Origin of the sequence: Salinisphaera sp. SPP-AMP-43 (assembly GCF_049568105.1) — a bacterium.
Classification (GTDB): domain Bacteria; phylum Pseudomonadota; class Gammaproteobacteria; order Nevskiales; family Salinisphaeraceae; genus Salinisphaera.
In genome coordinates, this window is sequence record NZ_CP145335.1 from 495,046 (window position 1) to 521,355 (window position 26,310).

At 62.8% G+C, this 26,310-nt stretch carries 24 protein-coding genes; 13 read left to right on the forward strand and 11 right to left on the reverse strand.

Annotation, left to right across the window (positions count from 1 at the left end; genetic code table 11):
• Positions 1 to 24 precede the first annotated feature (24 nt).
• The 6 genes from V5738_RS02100 to nanR all read left to right on the forward strand — a co-directional run bounded on the left by V5738_RS02100 (position 25) and on the right by nanR (position 6,610).
• Complete coding sequence (locus V5738_RS02100) at positions 25 to 642, forward strand: TetR/AcrR family transcriptional regulator (RefSeq protein ID WP_423822751.1); 618 nt, start codon at positions 25 to 27, stop codon at positions 640 to 642.
• A 727-nt stretch (positions 643 to 1,369) separates the two neighbouring features.
• On the forward strand, positions 1,370 to 2,089 hold the full coding sequence (locus V5738_RS02105; protein WP_423822752.1) for a DUF2291 family protein: 720 nt from the start codon (positions 1,370 to 1,372) through the stop codon (positions 2,087 to 2,089).
• Positions 2,086 to 3,672, forward strand: a complete 1,587-nt coding sequence (locus V5738_RS02110; protein WP_423822753.1) for a sugar ABC transporter ATP-binding protein — start codon at positions 2,086 to 2,088, stop codon at positions 3,670 to 3,672. Before V5738_RS02105 ends, V5738_RS02110 begins: the two co-directional genes overlap by 4 nt.
• Complete coding sequence (locus V5738_RS02115) at positions 3,669 to 4,769, forward strand: ABC transporter permease (RefSeq protein WP_423822754.1); 1,101 nt, start codon at positions 3,669 to 3,671, stop codon at positions 4,767 to 4,769. Before V5738_RS02110 ends, V5738_RS02115 begins: the two co-directional genes overlap by 4 nt.
• A gap of 34 nt (positions 4,770 to 4,803) precedes the next feature.
• A complete protein-coding gene (locus tag V5738_RS02120) occupies positions 4,804 to 5,781 on the forward strand; it encodes a D-ribose ABC transporter substrate-binding protein (RefSeq protein ID WP_423822755.1) in 978 nt (325 codons plus the stop codon).
• A gap of 106 nt (positions 5,782 to 5,887) precedes the next feature.
• On the forward strand, positions 5,888 to 6,610 hold the full coding sequence (gene nanR / locus V5738_RS02125; RefSeq protein ID WP_423822756.1) for a transcriptional regulator NanR: 723 nt from the start codon (positions 5,888 to 5,890) through the stop codon (positions 6,608 to 6,610).
• Positions 6,611 to 6,700: 90 nt separating this feature from the next.
• Here the strand turns inward: nanR and V5738_RS02130 are convergent, their stop codons facing one another.
• The 5 genes from V5738_RS02130 to V5738_RS02150 all read right to left on the reverse strand — a co-directional run bounded on the left by V5738_RS02130 (position 6,701) and on the right by V5738_RS02150 (position 11,753).
• Positions 6,701 to 7,573 carry a phosphogluconate dehydrogenase C-terminal domain-containing protein gene (locus V5738_RS02130; RefSeq protein WP_423824226.1) on the reverse strand — a complete coding sequence of 291 codons (873 nt, stop codon included), beginning with the start codon at positions 7,571 to 7,573 and terminating at the stop codon, positions 6,701 to 6,703.
• Positions 7,567 to 8,367: a sugar phosphate isomerase/epimerase family protein gene (locus tag V5738_RS02135; RefSeq protein WP_423822757.1), complete on the reverse strand. Its 801-nt coding sequence runs from the start codon at positions 8,365 to 8,367 to the stop codon at positions 7,567 to 7,569. Before V5738_RS02135 ends, V5738_RS02130 begins: the two co-directional genes overlap by 7 nt.
• 24 nt (positions 8,368 to 8,391) lie before the next feature.
• Complete coding sequence (locus tag V5738_RS02140; RefSeq protein ID WP_423822758.1) at positions 8,392 to 9,744, reverse strand: MFS transporter; 1,353 nt, start codon at positions 9,742 to 9,744, stop codon at positions 8,392 to 8,394.
• An 82-nt stretch (positions 9,745 to 9,826) separates the two neighbouring features.
• On the reverse strand, positions 9,827 to 11,029 hold the full coding sequence (locus V5738_RS02145) for a hypothetical protein (protein WP_423822759.1): 1,203 nt from the start codon (positions 11,027 to 11,029) through the stop codon (positions 9,827 to 9,829).
• Positions 11,022 to 11,753: a hypothetical protein gene (locus tag V5738_RS02150; protein ID WP_423822760.1), complete on the reverse strand. Its 732-nt coding sequence runs from the start codon at positions 11,751 to 11,753 to the stop codon at positions 11,022 to 11,024. Before V5738_RS02150 ends, V5738_RS02145 begins: the two co-directional genes overlap by 8 nt.
• A 164-nt stretch (positions 11,754 to 11,917) precedes the next feature.
• Here V5738_RS02150 and V5738_RS02155 point away from each other — a divergent pair, with 164 nt between their 5' ends.
• On the forward strand, positions 11,918 to 12,970 hold the full coding sequence (locus tag V5738_RS02155) for a Gfo/Idh/MocA family protein (protein ID WP_423822761.1): 1,053 nt from the start codon (positions 11,918 to 11,920) through the stop codon (positions 12,968 to 12,970).
• Positions 12,971 to 13,008: 38 nt separating this feature from the next.
• Here V5738_RS02155 and V5738_RS02160 read toward each other — a convergent pair whose 3' ends face one another.
• Both V5738_RS02160 and V5738_RS02165 read right to left on the reverse strand, forming a co-directional pair.
• A complete protein-coding gene (locus tag V5738_RS02160) occupies positions 13,009 to 13,386 on the reverse strand; it encodes a DUF423 domain-containing protein (RefSeq protein ID WP_423822762.1) in 378 nt (125 codons plus the stop codon).
• A complete protein-coding gene (locus V5738_RS02165) occupies positions 13,383 to 14,219 on the reverse strand; it encodes a PhzF family phenazine biosynthesis protein (protein ID WP_423822763.1) in 837 nt (278 codons plus the stop codon). Before V5738_RS02165 ends, V5738_RS02160 begins: the two co-directional genes overlap by 4 nt.
• A gap of 68 nt (positions 14,220 to 14,287) precedes the next feature.
• On the opposite strand from V5738_RS02165, the gene ppk1 reads away from it, so the two are divergent.
• The 5 genes from ppk1 to V5738_RS02190 all read left to right on the forward strand — a co-directional run bounded on the left by ppk1 (position 14,288) and on the right by V5738_RS02190 (position 21,101).
• The gene (gene ppk1, locus V5738_RS02170) at positions 14,288 to 16,387 is read left to right on the forward strand and encodes a polyphosphate kinase 1 (protein ID WP_423822764.1); all 2,100 of its coding nucleotides are present in this window, start codon (positions 14,288 to 14,290) and stop codon (positions 16,385 to 16,387) included.
• A 131-nt stretch (positions 16,388 to 16,518) separates the two neighbouring features.
• Positions 16,519 to 17,580 carry a YSC84-related protein gene (locus V5738_RS02175; RefSeq protein ID WP_423822765.1) on the forward strand — a complete coding sequence of 354 codons (1,062 nt, stop codon included), beginning with the start codon at positions 16,519 to 16,521 and terminating at the stop codon, positions 17,578 to 17,580.
• Positions 17,577 to 18,287 carry a monofunctional biosynthetic peptidoglycan transglycosylase gene (gene mtgA / locus V5738_RS02180; RefSeq protein WP_423822766.1) on the forward strand — a complete coding sequence of 237 codons (711 nt, stop codon included), beginning with the start codon at positions 17,577 to 17,579 and terminating at the stop codon, positions 18,285 to 18,287. Before V5738_RS02175 ends, mtgA begins: the two co-directional genes overlap by 4 nt.
• Positions 18,288 to 18,405: 118 nt before the next feature.
• The gene (locus tag V5738_RS02185) at positions 18,406 to 19,422 is read left to right on the forward strand and encodes a hydrolase (protein WP_423822767.1); all 1,017 of its coding nucleotides are present in this window, start codon (positions 18,406 to 18,408) and stop codon (positions 19,420 to 19,422) included.
• A 497-nt stretch (positions 19,423 to 19,919) separates the two neighbouring features.
• Positions 19,920 to 21,101 carry a phospholipase D-like domain-containing protein gene (locus tag V5738_RS02190; protein ID WP_423822768.1) on the forward strand — a complete coding sequence of 394 codons (1,182 nt, stop codon included), beginning with the start codon at positions 19,920 to 19,922 and terminating at the stop codon, positions 21,099 to 21,101.
• A 795-nt stretch (positions 21,102 to 21,896) separates the two neighbouring features.
• Here the strand turns inward: V5738_RS02190 and V5738_RS02195 are convergent.
• From V5738_RS02195 to glnK, 4 genes are all read right to left on the reverse strand, one after another.
• The gene (locus tag V5738_RS02195; protein WP_423822769.1) at positions 21,897 to 22,235 is read right to left on the reverse strand and encodes a P-II family nitrogen regulator; all 339 of its coding nucleotides are present in this window, start codon (positions 22,233 to 22,235) and stop codon (positions 21,897 to 21,899) included.
• A gap of 48 nt (positions 22,236 to 22,283) precedes the next feature.
• Complete coding sequence (locus tag V5738_RS02200) at positions 22,284 to 23,543, reverse strand: ammonium transporter (protein ID WP_423822770.1); 1,260 nt, start codon at positions 23,541 to 23,543, stop codon at positions 22,284 to 22,286.
• A gap of 183 nt (positions 23,544 to 23,726) precedes the next feature.
• Positions 23,727 to 25,034 (reverse strand): ammonium transporter, encoded by a 1,308-nt coding sequence (locus tag V5738_RS02205; protein WP_423822771.1) that lies wholly within the window; start codon positions 25,032 to 25,034, stop codon positions 23,727 to 23,729.
• Between the two features lie 475 nt (positions 25,035 to 25,509).
• Positions 25,510 to 25,848: a P-II family nitrogen regulator gene (gene glnK / locus V5738_RS02210; RefSeq protein WP_423822772.1), complete on the reverse strand. Its 339-nt coding sequence runs from the start codon at positions 25,846 to 25,848 to the stop codon at positions 25,510 to 25,512.
• 212 nt (positions 25,849 to 26,060) lie between these two features.
• On the opposite strand from glnK, the gene V5738_RS02215 reads away from it, so the two are divergent.
• On the forward strand, positions 26,061 to 26,306 hold the full coding sequence (locus tag V5738_RS02215; RefSeq protein WP_423822773.1) for an accessory factor UbiK family protein: 246 nt from the start codon (positions 26,061 to 26,063) through the stop codon (positions 26,304 to 26,306).
• The last annotated feature ends 4 nt before the right edge of the window (positions 26,307 to 26,310 follow it).

Sequence of the window (26,310 nt, forward strand, 5' to 3'; positions counted from 1 at the left end):
AATATACGGAGGCAGCCCTCCACTTTGCAACCGTTTCATGATTTCGATTTGATGAACACGCCGAAAGCGAAAAAACAACGCCCGATGCGCGCCGATGCCCGGCGCAATCGGGAGCGGTTGCTAGAAGCTGCGGCGGCGGTGTTCGCGCGTGATGGTGCCCGAGCCAGCCGCGAAGCGGTGGCCCGTGAAGCCGAGCTCGGTATCGGCACCCTGTATCGGCATTTTCCGACTCGCGAAGCGTTGTACGAAGCGGTCTACGAACGCGAGGTCATTCAGCTGGCCGAACGGGCCGAGATGCTGGCGACCCAGACCCATGCGGTCGCGGCCCTGCGTGAATGGCTGGCCGCTCTGGTGGCGATGGTCGCGACCAAGAAAGGCATGGCCGGTGCACTGGCGCTGTCCGCCGACCGAACCAAGGCGATTTCCTCGCATCTATCCGGCCGCTTGACTTCAGTTTTGGCTGGTCTGCTCGAGCGCACCGTGCAGGCCGGCACGATTCGCGCCGATGTCAGCGCCGACGAACTATTGCATGCCATCGTCGGCATGTGTCTGCTCCAGGATCAGCCAGGCTGGCAGGCCAGCGTGCGCCGCTTGACCGATTTGTTGGTCGATGGGCTCTGTATCGAGCCTCGCCGGGCGTAGTCGGCGGTCGCGGCCGACGTGCGTCGCCTCGCATCTCCGCCGGTTTGATATCGCCGCCGTGGCCTGGCGGTTTTCGGTTCGATTGGGGCCCAAGGCGCTGTGATCCCCCAACCGCTGCCCGGAGCCGCGAGCGGCCGGTTCTCGGATCGCCGATGCCGACCGTGGGTCGAGCTGATCGCAAGACGGACTATTACGGCGCGCCCGGTCTGTAGACGGTATGGGGCCGGCTCGACGGCTAGAGCGCTGCAGATAGGGTCTTAAAGGCGCATCAGTCCGGTCGCGGACGGCGTGGCCATGCCGAGAACATGGTCTGTGTTGCAGTTTCCTCCGGGCGCCGTGTGGCGACCCCAAATCGTGGCTGGCCGGGCGAGCCGCCGGTTCTGGCGCGGGTTCTGGGCGTGCCACGAGCCAGGCACGTAACGCGGCCCGGCGCGATTGGGGCCGCAATCCAGCGTTGCCGCCCACGTCGCGCCACGATGCGGTACTCGCGGCGCTTCAGCGGGCAGCCCAACAGCCCTAGGCCAATAGCCCTAGCCCAACGGCCCAGCCCGGCCGCGACAGGCTGGGCCCTGGTTTGTGGGCTGGCTTGGGAGGGTGCGCGCGCTAAGGGCGAAGCGGCCCAGCCGACGTATTCGACTATCGACTATTCGACCATTGGTATAATGACGTAATCAGTACATATCCGGTTTAATTCGAGCCAACGAATCGCGACCTCGGTTGGACAGGTATGTCGTTTTCCGGATTTGTCGACGCGCGCATTCTGGGCGGTGTCGCAGCGCTGGCCTTGCTGCTGGGCGTTATGGCGCTCATGGCGCCGGGCCCGCTGATTGCGGTGCGCGCGGTCGACCCAGATACCGGTCGGGTGGTCCTGAACGATCCGCAGGAGGTCAACGCCGCGGGCACGAACCAGAAATTCGCCCCGGGCAGTTTCGACGCCAGCCAGTATGTGGCCGGCATCTGGTCATCGAAGATCCAGCCTTGGGCGAGCCAGCACGCGGTCGAACTGGATACATTGCTAGCGGCACTCGCCAGCGACCGTGAACGCGCCGAAAAACAATATGGCGTGGTCTCCGGCGGGGGCAGCTATAACTTCATCGTGCAGGGCACGGCCCAGGTGGCTGCGGTCGATACCTCGACCCCGGTCGGCACCCTCGAGCTACACGAGCCGGAGGGCGCGAATCACAAGCTCAGCCTGTATGCCGGGCCGCTGGTGTTCGGTACCGCCCTGCGGGATGCCTTTCCGTTTTTGAAGCTCAACGATTTCACCAATCAGATGCAATACGCCAGCGTCGCCAAGGCGCTGAACAAGCAGGCGCTCAAACAGGCCTATGACGGGCTCCAGGTCGACCAGCTGAAGGGCCGGACGATCCATTTCATCGGCGCCTTCGCCGAATCGCCCGACGGCGCGTTCGACATCGTGCCGATCGATATCGAGGCCGGCTCATGAGCCCGGCAAAGCCCGCGAGCGAGACGGCGGCGGACCATGCCGAGCCGGTCGTGTTTCGGGCGCGCAGCGTGAGCAAGGTCTATCCCGGCACCACGGCCTTGAATCAGGTCGATTTCGATGTGCTGCGCGGCCAGGTCAATGTATTGATCGGCGAGAACGGGGCGGGCAAATCGACCCTGATGAAGATCCTGGCCGGTATCGAGCGCCCGACTGGCGGCGAGCTGGTCTTCGAAGGCCAGCCGTTCGATGTGGCCAGCCCGCGCGAGGCGATGGCGCTGGGGATCGGGATCGTGCATCAGGAACTGAATCTGTTCCCCAACCTGAGCGTGGCCCAGAATCTGTTCGTTGGCCGCGAGCGCCGCGGCCCGGCCGGCACGCTACGCCACGGCGAGCAGCGTCGGATCGCCCGCGAGGTACTGGAAAGGATGGGCCAGTCGATCGATGTCGATCGACTGATCAGCGAGCTGAGCATCGGCCAGCAGCAGATCGTCGAAATCGCCCGGGTATTGGTCGCCGATGTGCGGATTCTGATTCTCGACGAGCCGACCTCGTCGTTGAGCGAGAGCGAGGTCGCGGTGCTGTTCCGGCTGCTGGCCGAGCTCAAGCAGCAGGGCGTGGCGATCGTCTATATCTCGCATCGCTTAGAAGAACTGATCGAGATCGGCGATCGCTTCACGGTGCTGCGCGACGGCGAGTTGATCGAGACCGGCCCGCGCGGCGACGTCGATATCCCCTGGCTGGTCGAGCGCATGGTCGGGACCCGTATCGAAGGCCCGTATCGCGAGGTGCCGGCCGACCAGCGGCCCGATCCGAACGCCCCCGAGATCCTGGCGGTGAATAATCTGCAGCTGCCGAACGCGATCGGCGGCCGGCTGCTGGACGATGTCAGCTTCCGGGTAACGGCCGGTGAAATCGTCGGCTTCTATGGCCTGATGGGCGCTGGGCGTACTGAGCTGTTCGAAACCCTGATCGGCCTGCGCCAGGCTTCCGGCGGCGACCTCGTCATCGGCGGCCGCCGGCTGACCGAGAAGGACGATATCGCCGCCCGGCTCGAAGCCGGATTGGCGTTGGTGCCCGAAGATCGCCAGCTGTTGGGACTGGTCCAGAGCCAGTCGGTGGCCCGCAATATCGCGCTGACCAATCTCAAACGCTATGCCGGGCTGGCCGGGCTGGACTTCGGGGCCATGGACCGCGATGCCCAGCGCATGGTGCGCGAGCTGTTGATCAAGGTGTCGGATACCGATGTGCTGATTTCGGCGCTTAGCGGCGGCAATCAACAAAAAGCCGTGGTCGGCAAAAATCTGCTGACCGAGCCAAAGGTGCTGCTGCTCGACGAGCCGACCCGCGGCATCGATATCAAGGCCCGCCGCGAGCTGTTCGAGATCATGGACCGGCTCGCCAAGCAGGGCCTGACCATCCTCTATGCCTCATCGGACTTGGCCGAGATCACCGGCGGCGCCGATCGGGTGCTGGTCATGGCCGAGGGCCAGATCACCGCCGATCTCAGCCGCGCCGAGTTGAGCGAGGACGCGCTGGTTGCGCATTCACAGGTTCAACGCTTCGAAAAGGAAAGTCTGGCATGACTACCGATACGCTCGCGCAGCCGGCCGGGCGGCGCCGTCCGAGTTTGAGTTCGCTCCCGCTGCTGTTATTGCGCTTTCGCGCCTATCTGGCGTTGATCGTACTGGTGGTGCTGTTCGCCGCCACCTCGCCGGCGTTTCTAACCGTCCGCAATCTGATCATCGTCGCCGAGCAGGTGGCAGTGTTTGCGATCTTGGGGGTGGGCATGACGTTTGTGATCCTGGGCGCCGGTATCGATCTGTCGGTCGGCTCGGTGGCTGGGTTGGCGGCGATGGTGGCCGGCGGGTTGATTTCCCAGGGCCTGCGTATCCCGTTTTTCGATGTCGCGATCTTTTCCAACGTGGTCATCACCTGCGTGATCACGTTGGCGGTCGGCACCGCGGTCGGGGTGGTCAACGGATTGTTCATCACCCGGCTGCGGGTCACGCCCTTCATCCAGACGCTGGGCATGCTGTATGTCGCCCGCGGCGCGGCCCAGCTGATTTCGGATGGCGCCACCTACGGCGACCTGAGCGGCCAGGCCAGCCTTGGCAATACCGGTTTTCTGATCCTGGGCAACGGCCGTTTCCTGGGGCTGCCCTATGCGATCTGGATCATGATCGTGCTGGCGGTGGTCGCGACCTGGATCGCCCGGCGCACGGTATTCGGCATGCAAGTATTCGCCCTGGGCGGCAACGAACGGGCCGCCGAGTTGTCTGGCGTGCGCACCTCGCGGGTCAAGATCTATACCTATGCCATTTCCGGCTTCTGTGCCGCGCTAGCCGGGCTGATCATTGCGGCCCGATTGGGGGCTGCCAATCCAGCGATCGGCACCACCTACGAGCTGAATGCCATCGCTGTGGTCGTGCTGGGCGGCGCTTCGCTGTTCGGCGGCGTGGGCACGATCGGCGGCACGATCATCGGCGCCTTCGTGCTCGGCGTGCTCAGCAACGGCATGGTGCTGCTCGGGGTATCCGATTTCTGGCAGACCGTGATCACCGGTGCGGTGATCATTTTCGCGGTGGTCATCGATCAGCTGCAGCGCCGGGCCGAACAGGCCGCGGCGGTACGCTCGGCGGCCCGCCAGCCGCAGGGCGAATCTGAGCCCGGGCGTTCCTAACCGATAAGCCAAAACACAAAAAGAGGAGACTGTCATGAAAGCTCGAACGTCCCGAATCGCGATTGTCTTGATCGCAGCGCTGTGTACCGGCCTGGCTTGGTGCGGTCAGGCCACAGCCGCCGATTTCGACCCCGGCAAGCATCTGATCGCCGTGATCACGCCTTCGCACAGCAACCCGTTCTACAAGGCCGAGGCCGACACAGCCGTGGCCACGGCCCACAAGATGGGCTACCGGACCAATTCGATGGTCAACCAGGGCGATCCGGACGTCCAGCTGAAGATGATCCAGAACGCGATCGCGGATAACGCCAGCGCGATCATCCTCGACAACGCGGGTTCGGATGCCTCGGTGGCGGCCGTCAAGCGTGCCCGTGATGCCGGCATCCCGGTTTATCTGATCGATCGCGAGATCAACGCTAACGGCGTGGCCAACGCCCAGATCGTGTCCAACAATTTCCAGTGCGCCAGCTCGGTGGCCCAGTACTTTGCCAAGCGATCTGGCTACAAGGGCAAATGGGTCGAGCTGGTCGGGCGTTCCTCCGACACCAACGCCCATGTCCGTTCCCAGGGTTTTCATAGCGTTATGGATGAAATCCCGACCATGAAAATGGTCGCCCAGCAATCGGCCGACTGGGACCAGACCAAGGGCTATAACGTGATGCAGGCCATCATCCAGGCCCATTCCGATATCGCCGGGGTCTTGGCCGGCAACGACACGATGGCGCTCGGCGCAGCCGCAGCGTTGAAGAATGCCGGTCTGTCGAATGTCCCGGTGATGGGCATCGACGGCAATCCGGATGTGATCGACCAGATCGCAAATGGCGGCAACGTTCGGGCCACCGGGCTACAGCAGGCGACCGTCATGGCGCGCATGGCCGTGCAGCAGATCGATACGCTGCTGCGGCAGGGCCAGACCGATAAACAAGAGAAGCAGTCGGTCGATTGTGTGCTGGTCACCGACAATAATGCCGACCAGGTTCTGTCGGGCGGCTTCGGTATGAAAAAACAATAGCCACAACATGATCCGCGTGGCCGGCCCGGGCACAACGCCGGTCGCGCCGGTCGGCTTTGGCCTTGCTGTAGACTGATCGCCGTTGTGCCTTGAGGCTGCATAAACCATGAGCGAAAGTTCGAACGCCCCGATTCGTCGCCGGAAACTGTCCGACGAAGTGCTGGAACGGCTGCTCACCCGTATCCGTTCCGGGCAACTCAAGGCCGGCGATCAACTGCCACCGGAACGAGAGCTGATGCGCGAATACGACGTCGGCCGCCCGGCGGTGCGTGAGGCCATGCAGCAGCTGGCCTCGATGGGCATGATCGCGATCACCCACGGCGAACGCGCCCGGGTGACTGAAGTCACCGTGCATTCGATGATCAATCAGTTTGATCGCACGGCACGTTTTCTCTTATCGGAATCGGCCGACAATATCGACCATCTGAAAGAAGCCCGGCTGTTTCTGGAGACCGGTCTGACCCGGATGGCGGCCGACAAAGCCGGCGCCGAAGATCTCCAGGTGCTCGAAGGCATCATCGACGATATGGTGGCCAGCGCTGGCAGACCGGAATTCATCGACCACGATATGGCGTTTCACAACGCGATCGCCGAGATGTCGGGTAATCCGATCTTCGCGGCGACCTCCAGGGCGATGCTGCACTGGTTGAAGGATTATCACGTCGGCATCGTCAGCTTCAAAGGCGCCGAGGATGTCTCGGTCAGCGAGCATCGTCAGATCGCCGAGCGTATCGCCGCCCACGATGCCGAAGGCGCTGCGAACGCCATGCGCGATCATCTGACTCGGGCCAGCGAGTTGTATCGGGCTCGCGCCGAACCGGGCTCATAACCCCAAAACACCGGCGAAAGCCGGTGTTTTATCGCGATCCCAAGGTATCTGGCGCGGCCGCTGGGTACTGCGGCCGGGCCGGGCTTGTGCTCAGGTGCTGCTGGCTGGGCGCTGGACCTGCTCGATCTTGAGCATGCGGGCGATCACCTTGTCGAGCTCGTCCTGGTCGAAGATCTTCTTCCAGTCGTCCTTGATGATCGCTTCGCGGCCATAGTCGATGGCGACCATGCAGGCATCCGAGAACGGATTGGTGCTTTTGAAGGCTACGGCCAGGGCGATCTGGATATGCCCGTAGAGCATCGCCTCGGCGGCTTCGCGCGGCATGCCGGTGCGCTCGACCGTTTCCTCTAGGGCTTCCTTCATGAACGTACCCAGCATACAGGTCACGGTCTCGACCAGGGTCGGCTCGAGATAGGCCAGCTGGGTGACAGTCACCCAGTGCACGGTATCGACCGGGCCATACATCACGCGAATCACCGGCTCCAGCACGCGTTTTTCAGCGTCGCTGCCGTCGTCGAAGGCCGCGGCCACCGACTGGGTCGCGGCGACGCCGCCGAAGGCATCCGCGGATTCCTCGTCGGTCCGGCGATCGAGAAATACCGAGGGATGGCAGGGATGGGCTACGGCATAGCGGATGTCTTCGCGCTGATGCAGCAGATTGGCATAGGCCGCGGCCGGGTCGAGGGTGAGCAGGGTCGCACCCGAGCGCATTTTCGGCACCAGGTCTTCGGTTACCGAGGCCAGGGCGATATCGGGCACCGCCAGGATCACTAGGTCGCAATCGCCGATCACGGCATGGATATCGCTGGCTTCGCGGCCCTCGGCGGCCAGACGCTCGCGGGCGGCTGACGCGGTTTCGCAGTAGTGCACGCGATAATCGGAGGCGGCCAGATTGGCACCGATACGCATGCCCATCTTGCCGCCCGCGCCGACCAGGGCGATGTTCTGATAATCATTCATGATTGGATACTCCTGAGGATATTCATGCTGTGGCGGGTCCATTCGGCTTCGACTGTGGCCGTGTGTTCGGCGTCGTCCTGCCAGTCGAGCCAGTGCTCGACGATCAAGTTGATGCCGCGGGCGGCCGGAGCCACGCGCTCGAGCATGGCGTTCAAGGGCAGCAGCCCGTCGCCGAGCGGACAGCCGAGCAGGCGAAAGCCGACCCAGCCCTCGGCCCGGGTGAAACAGAAATCTTTGATATGCAGATTCGCCACTCGATCGGCGGTACGCGCGATCACGTTGTCGGGCATCTCCAGGGCCGCGACACAGTTGCCCGGATCGAGACAGACGCCGATATGGGGATCGTCGAGTGCCTCGATGGTGGTCATGAGTGTCTCGACGGCGACCTGTTCATAGGTCTCGAGCGCCAGCGTCACGCCCTGGTTTTGCAGGCGCGGCGCGATTTCGCGTAGAGAGTGCTCGGCTTGGTCCGCGGTCGGCTGCGACTCGGCGTCGTTGAACATCGAGCGCAGCAGCCGGACGTCCAGTGCGGCAGCGATATCCAGATAGCGGCCCAGCTTGGCCGGCGTCAGCCCGCGCGTACCCAGTTCGAGTGTGAGGCCCAGCGCCTGGGCGCGCCGATACAGGGCGGCGAGCTCGTCGGCAGAAAAATGCTCGATGGCGGGATAGTCGCAGATCTGGAATACGCTGCCGCCAAGATCGGCGGTTTCGTCCAGCATATCGGCCAGCGTCATCGGCGCTGGCATATGTGCTGATCCGCGCCAGGTAAAGGCGTAGGTGCTCAATCCGATGTTCATGAATAACTCGTTGGCCGCTATTAATTAAGGGTGGGCGCTGGCTGCATCGCTGCCGAAGGCTGCACGGTCCTGGGCGGGCAGGGCCGTCAGAACGAGTACGGCCGACAGCAGCATGAAGCCGCCGACCACGAACAACGGCAATACATAGCTGCCGCTGACGTCGTGCAGCAGGCCGGTCACATAGCCCGATGAAAAACCGCCCAGATTACCCAGGGTGTTGATGATCGCCAGGCCGGCCGCGGCTGCCGAGCCCTGTAGTTCGCGAACCGGCAGGGTCCAGAAGTTCGGCAGGGCTGCGAATATGGAACAGGCCGTGATTGTGACCACCGCGATCGTGGCTGCGGGCGAGTCCATATACAGGGCCAGCGGTACGCTCAGGCCGCCGGTGATTGCCGGAATCGCGATATGCCAGCGCCGCGTGCCGCGTCGGCCCGCATCGCGCGACCATAGATACAGCACTAGCGCAGCCGGCAGATACGGCACGGCGGTAATCAGACCCTCGGCGAGAATACCGAAATGCGTGCCGAACTGGCTTTCGAAACCATCGATGATACTGGGCAGGAAAAACGCCAGGGCATAGAGCCCATAGATAAAGCCGAAATAAATGACCGAATAGATCCAGACCTTGGGCTCGGTCAGGGCATGCCGCAGGCCCTCGGCGGCACCGCGAGTACGTGTCTTCTGGCGGTCTTCGTCGGCCAGCGCATGCTCGAGCCAGCGGCGTTCGTCCTCGTCCAGCCAGCGCGCATCGGCCGGCCGGTCGTCCAGATAGAACCAGGCCGCGATACCGAGCACGATGGCCGGGACTGCCACGCCGAAGAACATGAAGCGCCAGCCTTCGAGGCCGAAAAACCAGCCGTGTTGCTGGACCAGGATCGCCGCCAGCGGTGCGCCGATCACGGTGGTCAACGGCTGTGCGACATAGAACAGGCCGAGCATGCGGCTGCGGTGCCGACCGGGGACCCAGGTGCTTAGAAACAGAATGGCGCCGGGGAAAAAACCGGCCTCGGCCACGCCCAGGGCGAAGCGCAGGGCATACAGCCCGGTGGCGCTGCTGACCCAGGTGAACAACAACGCCACGATGCCCCAGCTCACCATGATACGAGCCAGCCATTTGCGCGCGCCGAAGCGGTGCAGGGCCAGGTTGCTCGGCACCTCGAACAGGATATAGCCAATAAAGAAAATGCCCGAGGCCAGACCGAACTGGGCGGCCGTGAGCGATAGGTCGTCGCGCATGCCGTTGGGGGCGGCAAACGAGATCGCAGTGCGGTCGAGATAGTTGACGAAGAACATCAGGGCCACGAAGGGCGCCAACCGCCAGACCACCTTCGAGATGGTGCGCTTTTCTAGATCGCGTGCGCTATTTGTCTTGGTCATGCGGCCTCGGCCGACGCGGATGCTCATCGCACCTGAATTTCATTGGTATGATGAGTACACCATTAGCCCGCTACAATGCGCCTTAAGTGGCATGGCCTGCAATAGCTTGGTATGGCATCTCGACGCGGGCTATGGCGTAGGGGGCAAGCCGCAACCGCCGATCGTTGCCGGATTCGAGCCGATCGAGCGGCCAGTCGTTTGGCGCCTGGTCGGCTGGATCGAGGTGTTCGTCGAGCACCGCCGCCCGGTACGGCGCATCGAGACGCACGGCGCAACTCTGCTGGCCGAGGTTGGCGAGCCATAATTCGGCGCGGCCGGCCGCGTTCGCCCAGCCGAGGGCCGCGATGTCGTCGCGGTCGCAATGAGTACTCAGCGCCGGGCATTCGGAGCCGGCATTCAATCCCCGCAGCACATCGAAGATCGGATAACGATGGTCGGGCCCGGCAATTGGAAACGGCGGGCCGATGGCCGACAGGGTCAGGGCATCAACCCGACCGATCGCGCGGGCCACATAGCCGAGCGACCAGGCCGCAGCGAACAGCCCGCGTTGGCGGGGGTCGTTGTCGCTTAAGGTGACACGCTCGCCCGCTGCGTTCGGGGTCAGGCTGCCGCCGTAGGGGTTGGTCCAGGCACCGATCGCGCTGGTAGTTACCCGGTAGGGCACATTCGGCGCCAGGGCCCGGGCTGAGGCAAAGATATGCGGCAGGCTTTCCAGGCTTTCCATGACTGACAGATCGTCGGCGGCATGAACGATCGGCGAGGTCGCATGGGTCAGGAAATCGATGGCGGCCGGATCAGGGCGGCACCGGTTGAGCTCGGTGAAGTAGGTCGGAAAACCGCCGCCCAGACGCAGGGTCGGCCAGATCTCGCGGCCGAGGGCCCGCAGCTGCTCGGGAGAGATAGTGTCTGGCCAATCGCCATCGGGCTGGTAGCTGGCCAGATAGGCAGCCGGCGTGAGCAGCAGGCCGGCTGCCTCGGTGGCGAGACTGTTCAAGCGATAGGCCAACGCTCGGAGAGCGCTGCCTGGCTGGGTATCTGGCGTGATGACGTACAGCCAAAACGGTAGGCCCAGGCGGCGGCATAGCGACAACGCGGTTTCCAGGTGATCGAGACTGTCCGCCTGGCGCAGATCGACCAGCAGATCGACATGACTCGGGGCCAGGCTCTCGAGCTGGTGGCGTATCGTCGCGGCGGCCTCCAGCCGGTCGACCCAGAGCCCGATGCCGAGCGGCGGCAGCCGGGTGTCGCCGGTCCTGTGAACCGATATCTCGACTCGCTCAGTCATGATGCGGTCCTTGGGGCTCGGGCGCGACGGTCAGGGTGATCCGTTGTTCGATGCATTCGCCGCCCGCCAGCCGGTACGGCGACGGCCAGGCCAGGGGGCGGTTGTAGATCTTGAACGAGGCATCCGACCAGTTGCGCTGGTCTTCCATTTCGAACACGTCGCCCTGGAAATCCAGCGTCATTGCGATGTTTGGGGTAGGCGCTAAGGACAGGCGTCGAATCGAAAAGAATGGCTGCGCAGGACTGATGCGTTCCTCGAACCGGCCGGTCTGGGTACTGCCGTCGTCGTGGACCACCGTCGCCGTACGCCCGACTACAGGCGCCAAGGGCAGCAGCACGACCAGCCCGCTGCGACAGGTGTCGAACGGCTGCTCGGCCGTCAGGTGCAGGCAAGCCTCGAGCCGGGTCTCCGAAATCGAGAGCGCCATCGCGGCATTCAGTACCGGACCGTTGGCGTCGCTCAGGCGGCTTTCCTGGCCGAGGCGTATGGCCTTGGGCTCTGGATGGCAGTAGGAGGCGATCGGTGCCAAGCGATGCGTGCCCCAGACCGCATCACGAATGACCATCGACAGCCCGCGCAGGATCTCGATGCCGTCGAAACATAGCCGTCGTACCGTGCCGGCTTGCCAGAGCAGCGACGTACGGCCGATCGTCAACGGTTGCGGCTCGGCTTCCGGCGTAGGTGTGCCGTAGCGTCGGGTCAATAGTGGGGCATCGCGATTCATGGGCGGTTCTCAAACCACGGTAGTCAGAGCCGAGCGGGCCGGCATTCCGAGCCACGATACGCAGCGCCCGCGGACCCGGCATTGCCACATTGGTATGATGACATCATGATTAGCCCATGAGCCCGCGGCTGCGGTTCGAAGCGGCGGCTTTTGAGGAGGTAGCGTTGAGCAACGGTTCGGATAAAAACTTATTGAACGGTGCCCTGATCGGCTGTGGTTTTTTTGCCCGCAACCAAATGCAGGCCTGGCACGACCTGGAAGGCGCTCGAATCGTCGCGGTCTGTGATCGGGCCTCGGCCAATGTGGCTGCTTTCCAGCAGGACTTCGGCATCGACCAGGGGTTCACAGACGCCGAGGCACTATTCGAGGCCTGCGCGCTAGATTTCGTGGATATCGCGGCACCCACGCCGGCCCATGCCGAACTGGTCGAGGCAGCGGCCCGCCATGGGGTAGATGTGATCTGCCAAAAGCCGTTCGCGGGCTCGCTCGAGGCCGCCCGACGGCTGATCGAGTTGTGCAGCACGCAGGGCGTGAGCCTGACCATCCATGAAAACTTTCGCTGGCAGAGTGCAATTCGCGAAGTCGTCGGCCTGGTTGCCGACGGCGTGGTCGGGAAGCCGTTTTTCGGCCGCGTGAGTTATCGCAGTGGGTTCGATGTGTTTGCCAACCAGCCCTATCTGGCTGAGCTGCCGCGATTCATCATCCAGGATCTGGGCATCCACGTATTGGATATTGCCCGTGCGCTGTTTGGCGACGTCGGTCGCCTGTCCTGTGAAACCGCGCGCATCAATCCGGATATCAAAGGTGAGGACACGGCGACGATGCTGCTACGTCATACTGCCGGCACTACCTGCGTGGTCGACTGTAGCTATGCCAGCATACTTGCCGACGATCCCTTCCCTCAGAGTTTGCTCGAGATCGAAGGACCAGGCGGCACGATCCGGCTGCAACAGGACTTCCTGCTCGAGCTGCATCAGCCAGACGGGACCCGGGAATGCCGTACGGTCGCACCGGATTGGCCGGCCTGGAGCCGCCAGCCCTGGGCGGTAATCCAGGAAAGCGTGGTCAGTTTCCAGCGCGACTGGCTGGCCTGCCGCCGCGCAGGGCACCCGGCCGCGACCCATGGCGCCGATAATTTCAATACGCTGAGCCTGGTCGAGGCTGCTTACCGCGCGGCCGAGACCGGCCAGACCGTGGTGCCGGAACGCTGGCCATAGGGCGGTCTGTGCTCTTGAAGCTACCGGGCCTGGCGCGCTTATAGCGTGCCCCGCCATACACCGACCAGCAGGGCGATCCAGCCGATGATCAGCAGCATCCCACCGACCGGCGTGATCGCGCCTAGCATGCGGATGCCGGAACCGGCCAAAAGATAAAGGCTGCCGGAAAAAACCAGCGTGCCGGCAATGAAACACCAGGCGGCTGTGGTCATGGCCGCGCCGGCCAGGCCCGTACGCATCAACAGGCCCACGACCAGCAGCGCCAGCGCATGATAGAACTGGTACTGCTCGGCGGTATGCCAGACCGCCTGCATTTTCTCTGACAGATGCGCCGACAGCGCATGGGCGCCGAAAGCGCCGAGACAGACCGCCAAGCCGCCATAGAGAGCTGCACAGACCAGAACGAGCCGGATCATGCCGGGGCCTCTTCGGGCAGCCATGCCGTGCCGCGGGCATAGGTCACCGCTTGACCACCGATATGCACGCGTTCGCCGTCGACCACACACCGGAGTTCGCCACCGCGCGCCGAAATCTGGCGGGCGGACAGTTCGGTCCTGCCCAGTCGTTCGGCCCAGTAAGGTGCGAGCGTACAGTGCGCAGAGCCGGTGACCGGGTCCTCGTCTACGCCATGGCCCGGCGCGAAATAGCGTGAGACGAAATCATGGGCGCCGTCGTCGGCTGGTGCCGTGGCGATAAAGCCGAGATTGGTTCTGGCCGAGTAGCGGGCCAGGGCGCGCATATCGGGCTTAAGAGCCGCGACTTCAGCAGCGCTGGCATAGACCGCGAGATAGTTTGTGGCCGCCCGCCATTCGACGACTTGGCCGCCGAGAGCGGTGGCGATGTCGCCGATGTCGTGGTCGAGCGGTTCGGCCAACTGCGCAGGCAGATCCAGCCATAGCCGTCCGTTGCCGGTGGCAATGCCGAGTTCGCCGGCGAAGCGGGTAGTGAATATGAGCGGGGCACTATAACCGTCCAGCTCGTTAAGCAGTACATGGGCGCTGGCCAGCGTGGCATGGCCGCACAGCTCGACTTCGACGGTTGGCGTGAACCAGCGCAGTTCGTGGTAATGGTCGGCGCCGGGCACGATAAAGGCGGTCTCGGACAGATTGTGTTCTGCGGCGATCGCGGCCAGCTGGGCATCGCTCGGCCACGCCTCGAGGACATAGACCGCCGCCGGGTTACCGGCAAACGGCCGGGGCGTGAAGGCATCGACGTGGTGAAAGTTAAGTGCGTGTCGTCCGGCTGTCATATTCGTGTCATGTAATGTGATCGATTGAACGGGCGGCGGTGCTCCGCCCCATGTCAGGAGAGTTTCGCATGACCGATTCTGCCACTGCGTCGACCTGGCCCGCGCCGCGTGATTTCGAGGCCCCGGAGCTGTTCATTAATCGTGAACTGTCGCTGCTCGAATTCAACGAGCGCGTGCTCGCGCAGGCGTTGGACGAATCGGTGCCGTTGCTCGAGCGGCTGAAGTTTTTGTGTATCTCTTCGACCAATCTGGATGAATTTTTTGAAGTCCGGGTGGCCGGTTTGAAACAGAAAGCCGAGCTGCTGGATACGCCCAGCGAAGCCGACAACCGCACGCCCTCCGATGTGCTGCGTGCGATCAGTCAGCGTGCGCACACATTGGTCGACAAGCAGTACGAAACCCTCAACGACCGGATCATTCCCGCGCTGGAGGCTCAGAACATCCGGTTTCTACGCCGGGCCGAATGGAATGCCGAGCAGCGCGCCTGGTTGTCGGAATATTTCGAGGAAGAACTGCTGCCGGTGATCAGCCCGATCGGTCTGGACCCGGCGCACCCGTTTCCGCGCATTCTCAATAAATCGTTGAACTTCATCGTTGCGCTCGACGGTACGGATGCCTTCGGCCGCAAGATCGAGCATGCCGTGGTGCAGGCGCCCCGGGCGCTGCCGCGCATTATCCAGTTGCCGCAGGCCGAAACCGGCAGCGGCCCGCATGATTTCGTGTTTCTGTCGTCGATCATCCACGAGCATGTCGGCGATCTATTTCCGAGCATGCGGGCCAAGGGCTGTTACCAGTTCCGTGTGACCCGCAACTCCGATCTGTATGTCGATGAAGAAGAGGTCGACGATCTGCTGCGCGCAGTCGAAGGCGAGCTGCCGGGTCGGCGCTATGGCGACTGCGTACGGCTGGAGGTAGCTCACAATTGCCCCGAGGCGCTCTGCGACTATCTGTTGGCGCGATTCCTGCTGACCCGAGACGATCTGTACCAGGTCAACGGGCCGGTCAACGTCAATCGGCTGTTGTCGCTACAGGGCACGGTCGATCGGCCGGATCTGAAATACCCGGCCTTCAATCCGCGCCTGCCGAGCGCCCTCGCGCCTTCTGGTGATCTGTTCGCCGAGATCCGCTCACGCGATGTGCTACTGCATCATCCTTTCGATTCGTTCCTGCCGGTGATCGATTTCGTACGCCGGGCGAGTTCCGACCCGAAGGTGCTGGCGATCAAGCAGACCCTGTATCGCACCGGGCCAGATTCGGCGGTGGTCGATGCCCTGGTCGAGGCGGCCCGGGCCGGCAAGGAAGTCACAGTCGTGGTCGAGCTGCGGGCGCGTTTCGACGAGGCCGACAATATCGAACTGGCCAATCGCCTGCAGGCTGCGGGCGCGCATATCGTCTACGGCGTGGTGGGCTATAAGACCCATGCCAAGATGACCCTGATCGTGCGCCGCGAAGCCGACGGCCTGCACAACTATGTGCATCTGGGCACTGGCAACTATCATCCTAAAACCGCACGGCTGTATACCGATTACGGGCTGCTGTCTTCCGATCCCGATCTGGGCAATGATGTCCACGAGATCTTTTTGCAGTTGACCAGCCTTGGCAAGGTCAACGATCTGGCCCGTATTCTGGATGCGCCGTTCCGGCTGCATGAGGCCATTCTGGCCAAGATCCGGCGCGAGGCCGAGGCAGCCGCAGCCGGGCGCGAAGCCTGGATCGTGGCCAAGATGAATTCCTTGGTCGAGCCGCAGGTGATCCGGGCGTTGTATGCGGCCTCCTGTGCCGGCGTACAGATCGATCTGATCGTGCGCGGCATCTGCTGTCTGCGTCCCGGAGTCGAAGGCGTGTCGGACAATATCCGGGTGCGCTCGATCGTCGGGCGTTTTCTGGAACATACGCGTGTGTTCCATTTCGCCGGCGACGGAAGGCCGGAACTGTATCTGGCCAGCGCCGACTGGATGGATCGAAATTTCTTCCGTCGGGTCGAAACCTGCTTTCCTGTCATGTCGCGCCCGTTATATGATCGGGTCGAGCGCGAACTGGCGCTGTATCTGGCCGACAACAGCAATGCCTGGTTGTTGGGCCGCGACGGCCGTTATCGTCCGGCCGAGCCGGTCGGCGACGAACCGGAGTTGTCGGTGCAGAAGCGCCTCATGGAGGGACCGGGATAGGGCCACATCACGACAGGTCATGAACCCTTGTCGTCGGTCGTGGTCCGAGGCTATAGACCGTGGCAGGTATGATCCGCCACCCGATCCAGCGAACCGACACCAGGTTCGGTCCTATTAAGGGAATGACCAGAATGAAACGATGGATAACCGCATTGGTTACCGTATTGGTGGTAGCCACCGGCAGCCTGACCGCCAGCAACGCGGCGATTGCCGAGAGCGAGCCAGAGCAGCAGATGGACGATGCGACCAGCGTCCTTCAGCAGTTCGTCAATATTCCCGAAAACAAGATTCCATCGGCGCTGCTGCGCCAGGCCTATGGGATCGCGGTCATCCCCAGCGTGTTCAAGATCGGCTTCATCGGCGGCGTCCAGCACGGCAAGGGCGTATTGTCGGTGCGTACCGCGGATGGCAAATGGTCGGATCCGACCTTCATCAGCATGACCGGCGGCTCGGTCGGCTTTCAGGCCGGTGTGTCCTCGACGGACATCATCCTCGTGTTCAAGACCGAGCGCAGCGTCAACAAGATCGCCAACGGCCAGTTCAGCCTCGGGGCCGATGCCTCGGTGGCCGCCGGGCCGGTCGGACGTAGCGTGGGCGCATCCACCAACGCCGATTTCGATGCCGAGGTTTATTCCTATTCCCGTTCGCGCGGCCTGTTCGGCGGTGTCTCCCTGAGCGGGGCCCATATCGGCATCGACAAGGATGCGAACTGGCTATTCTACGAGCAGGCCGGCATCGATGCCCGGACGTTGCTCACCCGCGACAGCGGCCAGAGCCTGCCCCAGTCGGGTCAGCGTTTCGTCTATACGCTCAATCAATACATGCCGTCCTCCAACGACAAGTTCCACTACGACTCGAATACCCGAGGCAGTGGCAACAACGGCGCCGCGAACGATAGCCGCAACGGCGGTGACAACAGCCGCAATGGTCAAACCAGCGGCGCGGGCGGCAGCGATCAGGGCTATGGCCAGACATCGCCCTACGACGGCGGCAACGGCGGCGTGCGCGTGCAGCAACAGACCGGGGCGAACGACAGCGCAACGAACTCGGACGCCGGGACCTCTGACTACAGCGGTAATTACGGCAGCGGCAGCTACGACAGCAATAACGCGGCCAACGAAGACAGCTACAACGGCCAGAACGAGGGCCAGAACGGGGGCCAGAACAACGATATGGGCAGCAACGGCTATTGAAGCGTCTGCTTAACCACCCGTTTCGTTATGGCCTGATCGCGGCCGCCGTCGTCGCGCTGGCGCCGGCGGCCGTGTTGCTGATCTTTCGGTTCGTGAATCCGCCGGCAAGCGCATTCATGACCATCACCGGCAACCGTTTGCAGGATCAGCGTCCCCAGGCTGAGATCGTGCATCGCTGGGTAGATCTCGATCGGATCGCGGCCTGCATGCCGTTGGCCGCGGTCGCCAGCGAGGACCAGACCTTTCCCAGCAACCACGGTTTCGTCTGGTCCTCGATCGAGCGCGCGATTCGGCACAACGCTAATGGCGGGGCCGTACAGGGCGCCAGCACTATGACCCAGCAGACGGTCAAGAATCTTTTTCTTTGGCCGGCCAAGAGCTATATCCGTAAGGGTATCGAGGCCTATATCACCCTCTGGATGGACCTGCTTTGGCCTAAACGCCGAATCATGGAGGTCTATCTCAATATCGCCCAGTTCAGCGATACGGCGTTTGGCGTTCAGGCCGCCGCCCGACAGCTGTTCCAGACCACGGCGGCCGGTTTGTCGCGTCGCCAATGTGCCGCTCTGGCAGCAGTCCTGCCGGCGCCCACCCAGCATAACGCTGCGCGTCCGGACAGCTATGTTGCGGGTCGCCAGGCCTGGATCTTGCAACAAATGCGGCATCTCGGGCCGCATTATTTGGACCGAGCCTTGGACGAAGGCTGAATGTACAATGCAAGCGTCGGTTGGCGAGTCGAGGCGAAGGCTATGGATCGAATCGCAGACCTGCCCGGCCGACGCTTTTGGCTTCTGACCCGGCCTGGCTAAAACCGGGCCTGATGCGATGTTGACGACCAGCGAATTCAAGCCGCCCTTCTGGCTCCGCAATCCCCATGCGCAGACGTTGTTTGCCTCACAGGCCCGGCCCATGCCGCCGCTGTCGGTCGATAGCGAACGTATGGAGCTCGCCGACGGCGATTTCTTGGATCTGTCCTGGTTACCAGAAGCTGGATTGCCCGAAGATGCGCCAGTGGTCGTGGTGCTGCATGGGCTGAATGGCTCATTGGAATCCAAATACGCCCGCGGGCTGCTGCACCAAGTAGCCGCCCATGGCAGTCGCGGGGTGCTGCTGCACTTTCGTGGTGCCTCCATACCTAATCGGCTATCGAATTCTTACCATTCTGGCGAAACCGGCGACCTGGGGTTGCTGCTGGACCGGCTGCGCGAGCGCTATCCCCATGCGCCGCTGGCGGCTGCCGGTTACTCGCTCGGGGGCAACGTTCTGCTGAAATACCTCGGCGAGCGCGGCTGCGATTCGCTGTTGTCCTGTGCGGTCGCGGTCTCGGTGCCCTACGATCTCAAGACCTGTGCCTATGCCGTGCAGAATGGCCTGTCGCGTATTTATCAGGCCCATTTGATCAATGGCATGCGTGAGATCGTCGAAGCCAAGGTGCGCGATCGCATCATCGATCGGCCGTTGCCCGACCTGTCGACGCTGCGCGATTTCCCGAGTTTCGACAACGCGATCACCGCGCCGCTCAACGGCTTCGCCGATGCCCATGACTACTATGCCCAGGCCAGTAGTCGGGCCTATCTCAAAAGTATTCGCACGCCCACGCTAATCGTGCATGCCCGCGACGATCCCTTCATGTCGCCGACCGTCATTCCTACTGCTGGCGAGTTGTCGGATGCGATTCGCTTCGAGCTGTCGGAGCACGGCGGTCATGTCGGCTTCGTCGCTGCAGGCCGCTACGGTGCGCCTGCCTATTGGCTCGAACAACGCATTCCCGACTATTTTCGGGGCCGGCTGCCGGGGTTCGAGCCAGCCACAGAAGATGCCGCTGTCGGCCAGGCCGGCTGAATCGCAGCGCGCCGGAGTTTTCTTATCGAGAGTCGGGACGCAGGTGGCCCGGACACGACTCGGGTGTGAAGTGATCGCCAGTGCCAGTGCCAGTGCCAGTGCCAGTGGTCGGGTCACAAGCATGCCCAGCTGACGAATTTCGAGCGACGTATTCGAGTCCGCTTTGGCCGTCGGCATTGTCCCCCGGTGTAGGCGAAGTCGACCAGCCGCTGCGGCCGTGATCGACCGGCCGGCCCGCGAACCCCGGTACGGGCGATTCCGGCATCCGATGTCGGCTCGCGGGCCCGGCGCCGGCAGTCCGCTGCCCTGGTCACACCGGTGTAGGCCGCTATGATTACCCCCGGCGGGCGAGCTGTCGGCGGGTTGAAGATTGATCGCCCGCCGGAGTGGAATAACCTTTGACGAGGCAGGGGGGCGGGCAGACCGCGTCTAGCAGCGGCCATGCAACGCTTAATGCCGTATGCTGGGAGCGCTTCTGCGCCTACTGAGAGATTTATATGAGCCATCGGATGGATCCGCCCGCGCCGACTAGCGCCGACGATTACCGACGCTGTTTCGAGGCCGCGCTAGGGATCCCTTTCACCCAGGGCAATCATGTCGAGCCCCTGGTCAATGGCTGCCATATCTTTCCGGCGATGATCGAGGCCATTACCCAGGCCGAGTACTCGATCGATTTCCTGACGTTCATTTACTGGCAGGGCGAAGTCGCCGAACGTTTCGGCCGCGCTTTAGCCGAACGCGCCCGAGCCGGGGTGGTGGTACGGGTGCTGCTCGATGCCTTCGGCGCGCATAGCATGCCGAAAGAGGTGCTCGACGAGCTGGAGCAGGCCGGGGCTGAAATCGCCTGGTTTCGGCGCAAGGCCCGCTGGCGGATCTGGCAGATCGACAACCGAACCCACCGCAAGATTCTGTTGATCGACGACAAAGTCGGTTTCACCGGCGGGGTGGGTATCGCTGCCGAATGGGACGGCGATGCGCGCAATCCCGAGGAATGGCGCGATACTCATTTTCGTATGACTGGCCCGGTGTTGGATGGGCTGCGTGGGGCCTTTCTTTCGAACTGGATCGAGGCCGGCAAGCCCGGTTTCGAACATGCACGCTCCTATGGCGCGCCGCCTGCCGATGGCCCGGTTCAGGCCCAGGTGATCCGCACCTCCGCAGCCGTCAACTACAGCGATATCGCGACCCTGTTTCGTTTGGTACTGACTATCGCCCAGTCGCGGCTGCGAATCGCCACGGGGTATTTCGTGCCCGATTCCGAAACCATCGACTTGATGTGTCAGGCCGTCGAGCGTGGGGTGACGGTCGAAGTGCTCATGCCGGGCCCGCATACCGACTCGGTAGTGGCTCGCATGGCCGGAGAAGACACCTTCGAACGCCTGTCGCGGGCTGGCGTACGGCTGCATCGCTATCAGCCTACGATGATGCACGCCAAGATCGTGTTGCTCGATGACGTACTGGCGATCGTCGGCTCGGCGAATTTCAATCATCGCTCGATGGGCAAAGACGATGAAATCGCGGTGTCCGTGGTCGATCAACAGATCGTGTCCAAACTATCGCAGGACTACGATCAGGATCTGGGCCGGGCCGACATCATCGAGGCCGAACGCTGGCAGGAGCGCGGCCTGTGGCAACGTATACGAGAGCGGATCGGGCGGCTATTGCGGCCACAGGCCTGAATTCGAATAGCGCTTGCCGCGCTACGCCGTGCCCGAGGCGATAGAGATGCGTTTAGCGCGGAGCTTATCGGCGCTGTGTATGCCGCCGGCTGTGGGGACGCATCGCAGCGCTTTGCGATGGCTCTGTCGTGGGCGGCCAGCGCTGGAGAAGCGCTGCCGTAGGCCGCCGCCGGTATAGGGGGATGGCGGTTTCGTGCGCGTTCGCGCCAAGCGCTGTTGGGCTGCAAGCCAGGGCGCTATGAGCGCGGCGTAGTTGTGCGACGGCGGTGAGCGGCAACGCTGGATTACGGCCGAGAAGCCGTTGTTTCAAAGGATTGTGTCCCAAAAATCGCATCGGGCCTATTACGAGCCTCGATCGTGGTGCCTAGAATCGGCGGCTCGCGCCTCGCCTGCCATGATTTGGGGCGACAACACGACGCTCGGACGACACCTCAATACGCCCTAGGGTCTTTGATGGCGTTGTGAATCCGTGCCGAGCGCTTTTTTGAAGCACCACGATGGAGGCAAGACCAGGCATAGCGGCCGCTGCATAGTCATATCATGTGCCTAGGGCCTGTTCGTCGATACGCACTTGGCGTCTTGGTTGGGCCGCCCCTGCCAAACGAACCATGGGCGCCCTACGGCATGGCGTGTCTAGAACGTGCCGCGCCTTCGGCTCGTGCTATGCAAAACCGATAGGTGAACAGCCTAGCGGCGCTCGGATAAGCCATCAACAGGCCCTAGTGCTGGCGCAGAAGCACTGCGCAAACACTAAGGCACGGCTGCCGTACAACCGCGCTTGGAAATCCGGTGGGGCTAGATCGCGTCCCGGTCGGTCTCGCCGGTACGGATGCGTACGACCTGATCGAGGGCATGTACGAAGATCTTGCCGTCACCGATCTGGCCGGTCTTGGCGGCGCTGATGATGGCATCGACCACTGCTTCGACGCGTTCTTCATCGACCGCGACTTCCAGCTTGACCTTGGGTAGGAAATCTACGGCGTACTCGGCGCCGCGGTAGAGTTCGGTATGCCCTTTCTGACGCCCAAAGCCGCGGACTTCGGTCATAGTAGTGCCATGCACACCGACCTCGGCCAGGGCTTCTCGGACGTCATCCATGCGAAACGGCTTGATGACCGCGGTGACCATTTTCATTGTTTGTCCTCCTGATGCGCTCGGCCAATGAGTCTACAGGTCGGCCGATTACAGATCATAGCCACGTTCTTCGTGTTCGGTGATATCCAGGCCAATATCTTCTTCGTCTGCACCGATCCGTAAGCCGAGTGCGGCATCGATGAGCTTGAGTAGGATCCAGGTCAGAATCGCCGTGTAGATGAGCACGGTCACCACTCCAAGCAGCTGTACCCCGAACTGCTCGCCGATGCCCGATATATCGGGTGCCAGCCCGTGCCCAGACAACGGCCCGAGACCGGTCGCGGCGAATATGCCGGCGAGTAGGGTGCCAAGCATGCCGCCCACACCGTGCACGGGAAACACATCCAGCGAATCGTCAATGCGCAGCACCCGTTCGACGAACAACGTTGCCCCGAAGCACACCAGGCCGCCGGCCAGACCGATGATAATCGCAGCCCATGGCCCAACATAGCCTGCGGCTGGGGTGATGGTGCCGAGCCCGGCGACCATACCGGTGACAATGCCCAGCACGCTGGGCTTGCCGAACCGCACCCACTCGGCACCAATCCAGGCCAGGCAGCCGGCCGAGGCTGCTAGATGGGTGACCAGCATGGCACTGACGGCCTGACCGTTAGCCGCGAGAGCGCTGCCGCCGTTGAAACCGAACCAGCCGACCCAGAGCATGCCCGCGCCGGAGACCGTCATGGTGAGATTGTGGGGCGCCATCGGTCGTTTTTGGAAACCGGCGCGTGGCCCGAGCACGATCGCAGCCACTAGCGCGGCGACGCCGGCAGTCACGTGCACCACCGTGCCGCCGGCGAAATCCAGCATCCCCAGGTTCGCCAACCAGCCGCCGCCCCAGATCCAGTGCACTACCGGGATATATACGAGTAGCAGCCACAGCCCCGAAAACCAGAGCAGGGCCGAAAACCGGAGCCGTTCGGCGAAGCCGCCGATGATCAATGCCGGAGTGATCACGGCAAAGGTCATTTGATACAGCGCGAACAGCAGGCTGGGAATGGTGCCGGTGACGTCCGTAGGCTGCATGCCGGTCAGGCCGAAACGGGACAGATCGCCGATCACGCTGCCGTTGCCGGAAAACGCCAGGCTATAGCCGACCGCGAACCACAGCAGCGAAGCCAGAGCACAGATCGCGAAGCACTGCATGAGCACCGACAGCACGTTGCGGACGCGCACCAGCCCACCATAGAACAGCGCGAGGCCGGGCAGGGTCATGAACAGCACCAGGGCGGTCGCCGTCATGATCCAGGCGGTATCGGCTTTGTCGAGGCCACTGGGAGCGGCGGCCCAAACCGCCGGGCTCAACATCAGGCCTGCGCACAAAAAAAGAGCCTGGCGGCCGCGACGAATCGTAGAGGCGCTCATTGTTGGTGCGGTTCGGGAGAAGATGCACCGAATTATAGCTAGGCTATGGCTATTCAGACAGGCTGGGCCACAAAAAAGGGCGCCCGAAGGCGCCCCGTTTTGATCCATTCGATTGTGGCAATCGAATTAGAGGTCGTAGGCTCGCTCGTCGTGGAGCGATAGATCCAAGCCAGCCTCTTCGGATTCGGCATCGACGCGCAGGCCGAGCGCGGCCTTGAGGATGGCCAGAATGATTGCCGTCGCGACCGCGCAGTAGACGATGGTCACGATTACGCTCAGGGCTTGAATGCCCACCTGAGCTAGAATGCTGCCGCCGGCCGCATCCGACAGGCCCGAACCGCCGAGGCTTTCGGCCGAGAACACACCGGTGAGGATCGCACCAACGATGCCGGCGACCCCGTGTACGCCGAAGGCGTCCAGCGAATCGTCATAGCCGAGCCGGGTCTTGATCAGCGTGACCGCATAGAAGGCGAAGAAACCGCCGCCGACGCCCACGGCGATCGAACCCATTGGGCCGACGAAGCCGGAAGCCGGGGTGATGGCCACTAGGCCGGCGACCGCGCCCGAGCAGATGCCCAGCACGCTGGGCTTGCCGTGGCTGCCCCATTCCAGAAACATCCAGGTGAGCGCCGCGGTCGCGGTGGCCAGTTGGGTAACGAACATGGCCATGCCGGCAGCGCCGTCGGCCGCCAGTTCACTACCGGCGTTGAAGCCGAACCAGCCGACCCACAGCATCGAAGCACCGACCAGGGTATAGCCCAAGTTATGCGGACGCATCATGGTCTTGGGATAGCCACTGCGCTTGCCGAGCATCAGGGCCGCCACGAGACCGGCCACACCGGCGTTGATATGCACCACGGTGCCGCCCGCAAAGTCCTGGACGCCCCAGCCGCCGAGGAAGCCGCCGCCCCAGACCCAGTGGGCGATCGGTGTATAGACGAAGGTGACCCACAGGCCGATGAACCACAGCATCGCCGAAAACTTCATGCGCTCGACGAAGGCGCCGACGATCAGCGCCGGCGTGATGATGGCGAAAGTGAGCTGGAAGGTGGAAAAAACGGTCTCGGGGATCGTGCCCGACAGGCTGTCCACGCCCACGCCGGACATGAAAGCTTTGGATAATCCGCCCCAGATCATGCCGTCACCGCCGAAGGCCACGCTGTAGCCCCAGAGCGCCCAGATCAGCGTCACCAGGCAGCAAATCGAAAAACACTGCATGAGCACGGACAGAGAGTTCTTGGCGCGCACCATACCGCCGTAGAACAGCGCCAGACCGGGAATGGTCATGAACAGCACCAAGGCGGTCGCAGTTAGCATCCAGGCGGTATCGCCGGCGCTAAGCTGGGGCCCGGAATCCTGGGCGAAGGCAGATACCGGCAGGGCAAGTGCAGCCAAGCCGATACCAGCGGATTTGAACAGTAGGCGTTTTGACATGGGACTACCTTTTTGTACGTCTACGCATGAACGATGAACGACGACACGAATATAGTGGCCGTGATCGCACCCCCGAACGGAGGTCGGTCGGCGATGACCGTTGCACGAATCTGGGTCAAGCATGGTTTGTGCCAGAACGTCCGTCGATTCATGCCTCGTTGCGTCGTGCGCGGTTGAAAAAGACCTCGTGAATAGGGTTTCCGGCTCGAAAACAGGGAAATAGATTCCTTTTCAATAAGGCGACGTTGCCCAAGCAACCGAGGCGACGGGGATTCGTGGTCGATAGGACCGCGCGCATCGCCGGGCCACTCGAGAAGGCGATTCGCGGGTTGCCGTGCGTCTGAAGACCGGCCCTGCTGAACTTTGGAAACGCTATTAGGGCACGGCATGTTGCTGATTCTCGTGTTATCCGAACGATGTCCGTCGCGCATGCGACCGTTGTGTTCCCGTGGGCCCCCCTTTCGAATGCCAGGGGTTACAACGCGTCCTTGCCGGTCTCGCCGGTTCGGATACGGATCGCCTGTTCGAGTTCGGTCACAAAGATCTTGCCGTCGCCGATCTTGCCGGTATGGGCCGCCTTGGAGATGGCTTCGACGGCCTGATCCAGATCCGGCTGCTCGATCGCGACTTCGATCTTGACCTTGGGCAAGAAATCGACGACGTACTCCGCGCCCCGATAGAGTTCGGTATGGCCCTTCTGGCGGCCGAACCCTTTGACTTCAGTAACTGTGATGCCCTGAACGCCCACTTCGGAAAGCGCTTCGCGGACCTCGTCGAGCTTGAATGGCTTGATAATGGCGGTGATCAATTTCATAACTGGCTCCTGTCACGCATAAATACGCAATCCGAAGGGCGACCCGGGTATTCCCCTCATTCCCCGCTGACGATTGCCGGTACTGTCTAGCACTCACCGTGCCAAGCTTTGCCGGGCCTGTACCGCGCCGCTGTCGTTAGTACAGATTTCGCTTTGCGCGGATCGGTTTTCCGGTGCATGCTTTGACTGAAATGTTCTACAGCGGAGCGAGCATGCGTTCCATCGAAGATATGGCCGCGCGTTTGGCCAATGCGTTGCCGCCGCAGGCTGCGCCTCTGCGCGACGAAGTGATCGCCAATTTTCGGGCGGTGCTGCAAAGCCAGCTTTCGCAGCTCGATCTGGTGCCGCGTGAGGAATTCGAAGCCACCCGTGACATGCTGACCCATGCCCGGGCGCGTCTGGCCGAACTGGAGCAGCGCCTGGATAAACTCGAGGCGAATGAGCAACAGCAGCAGTAGCGCC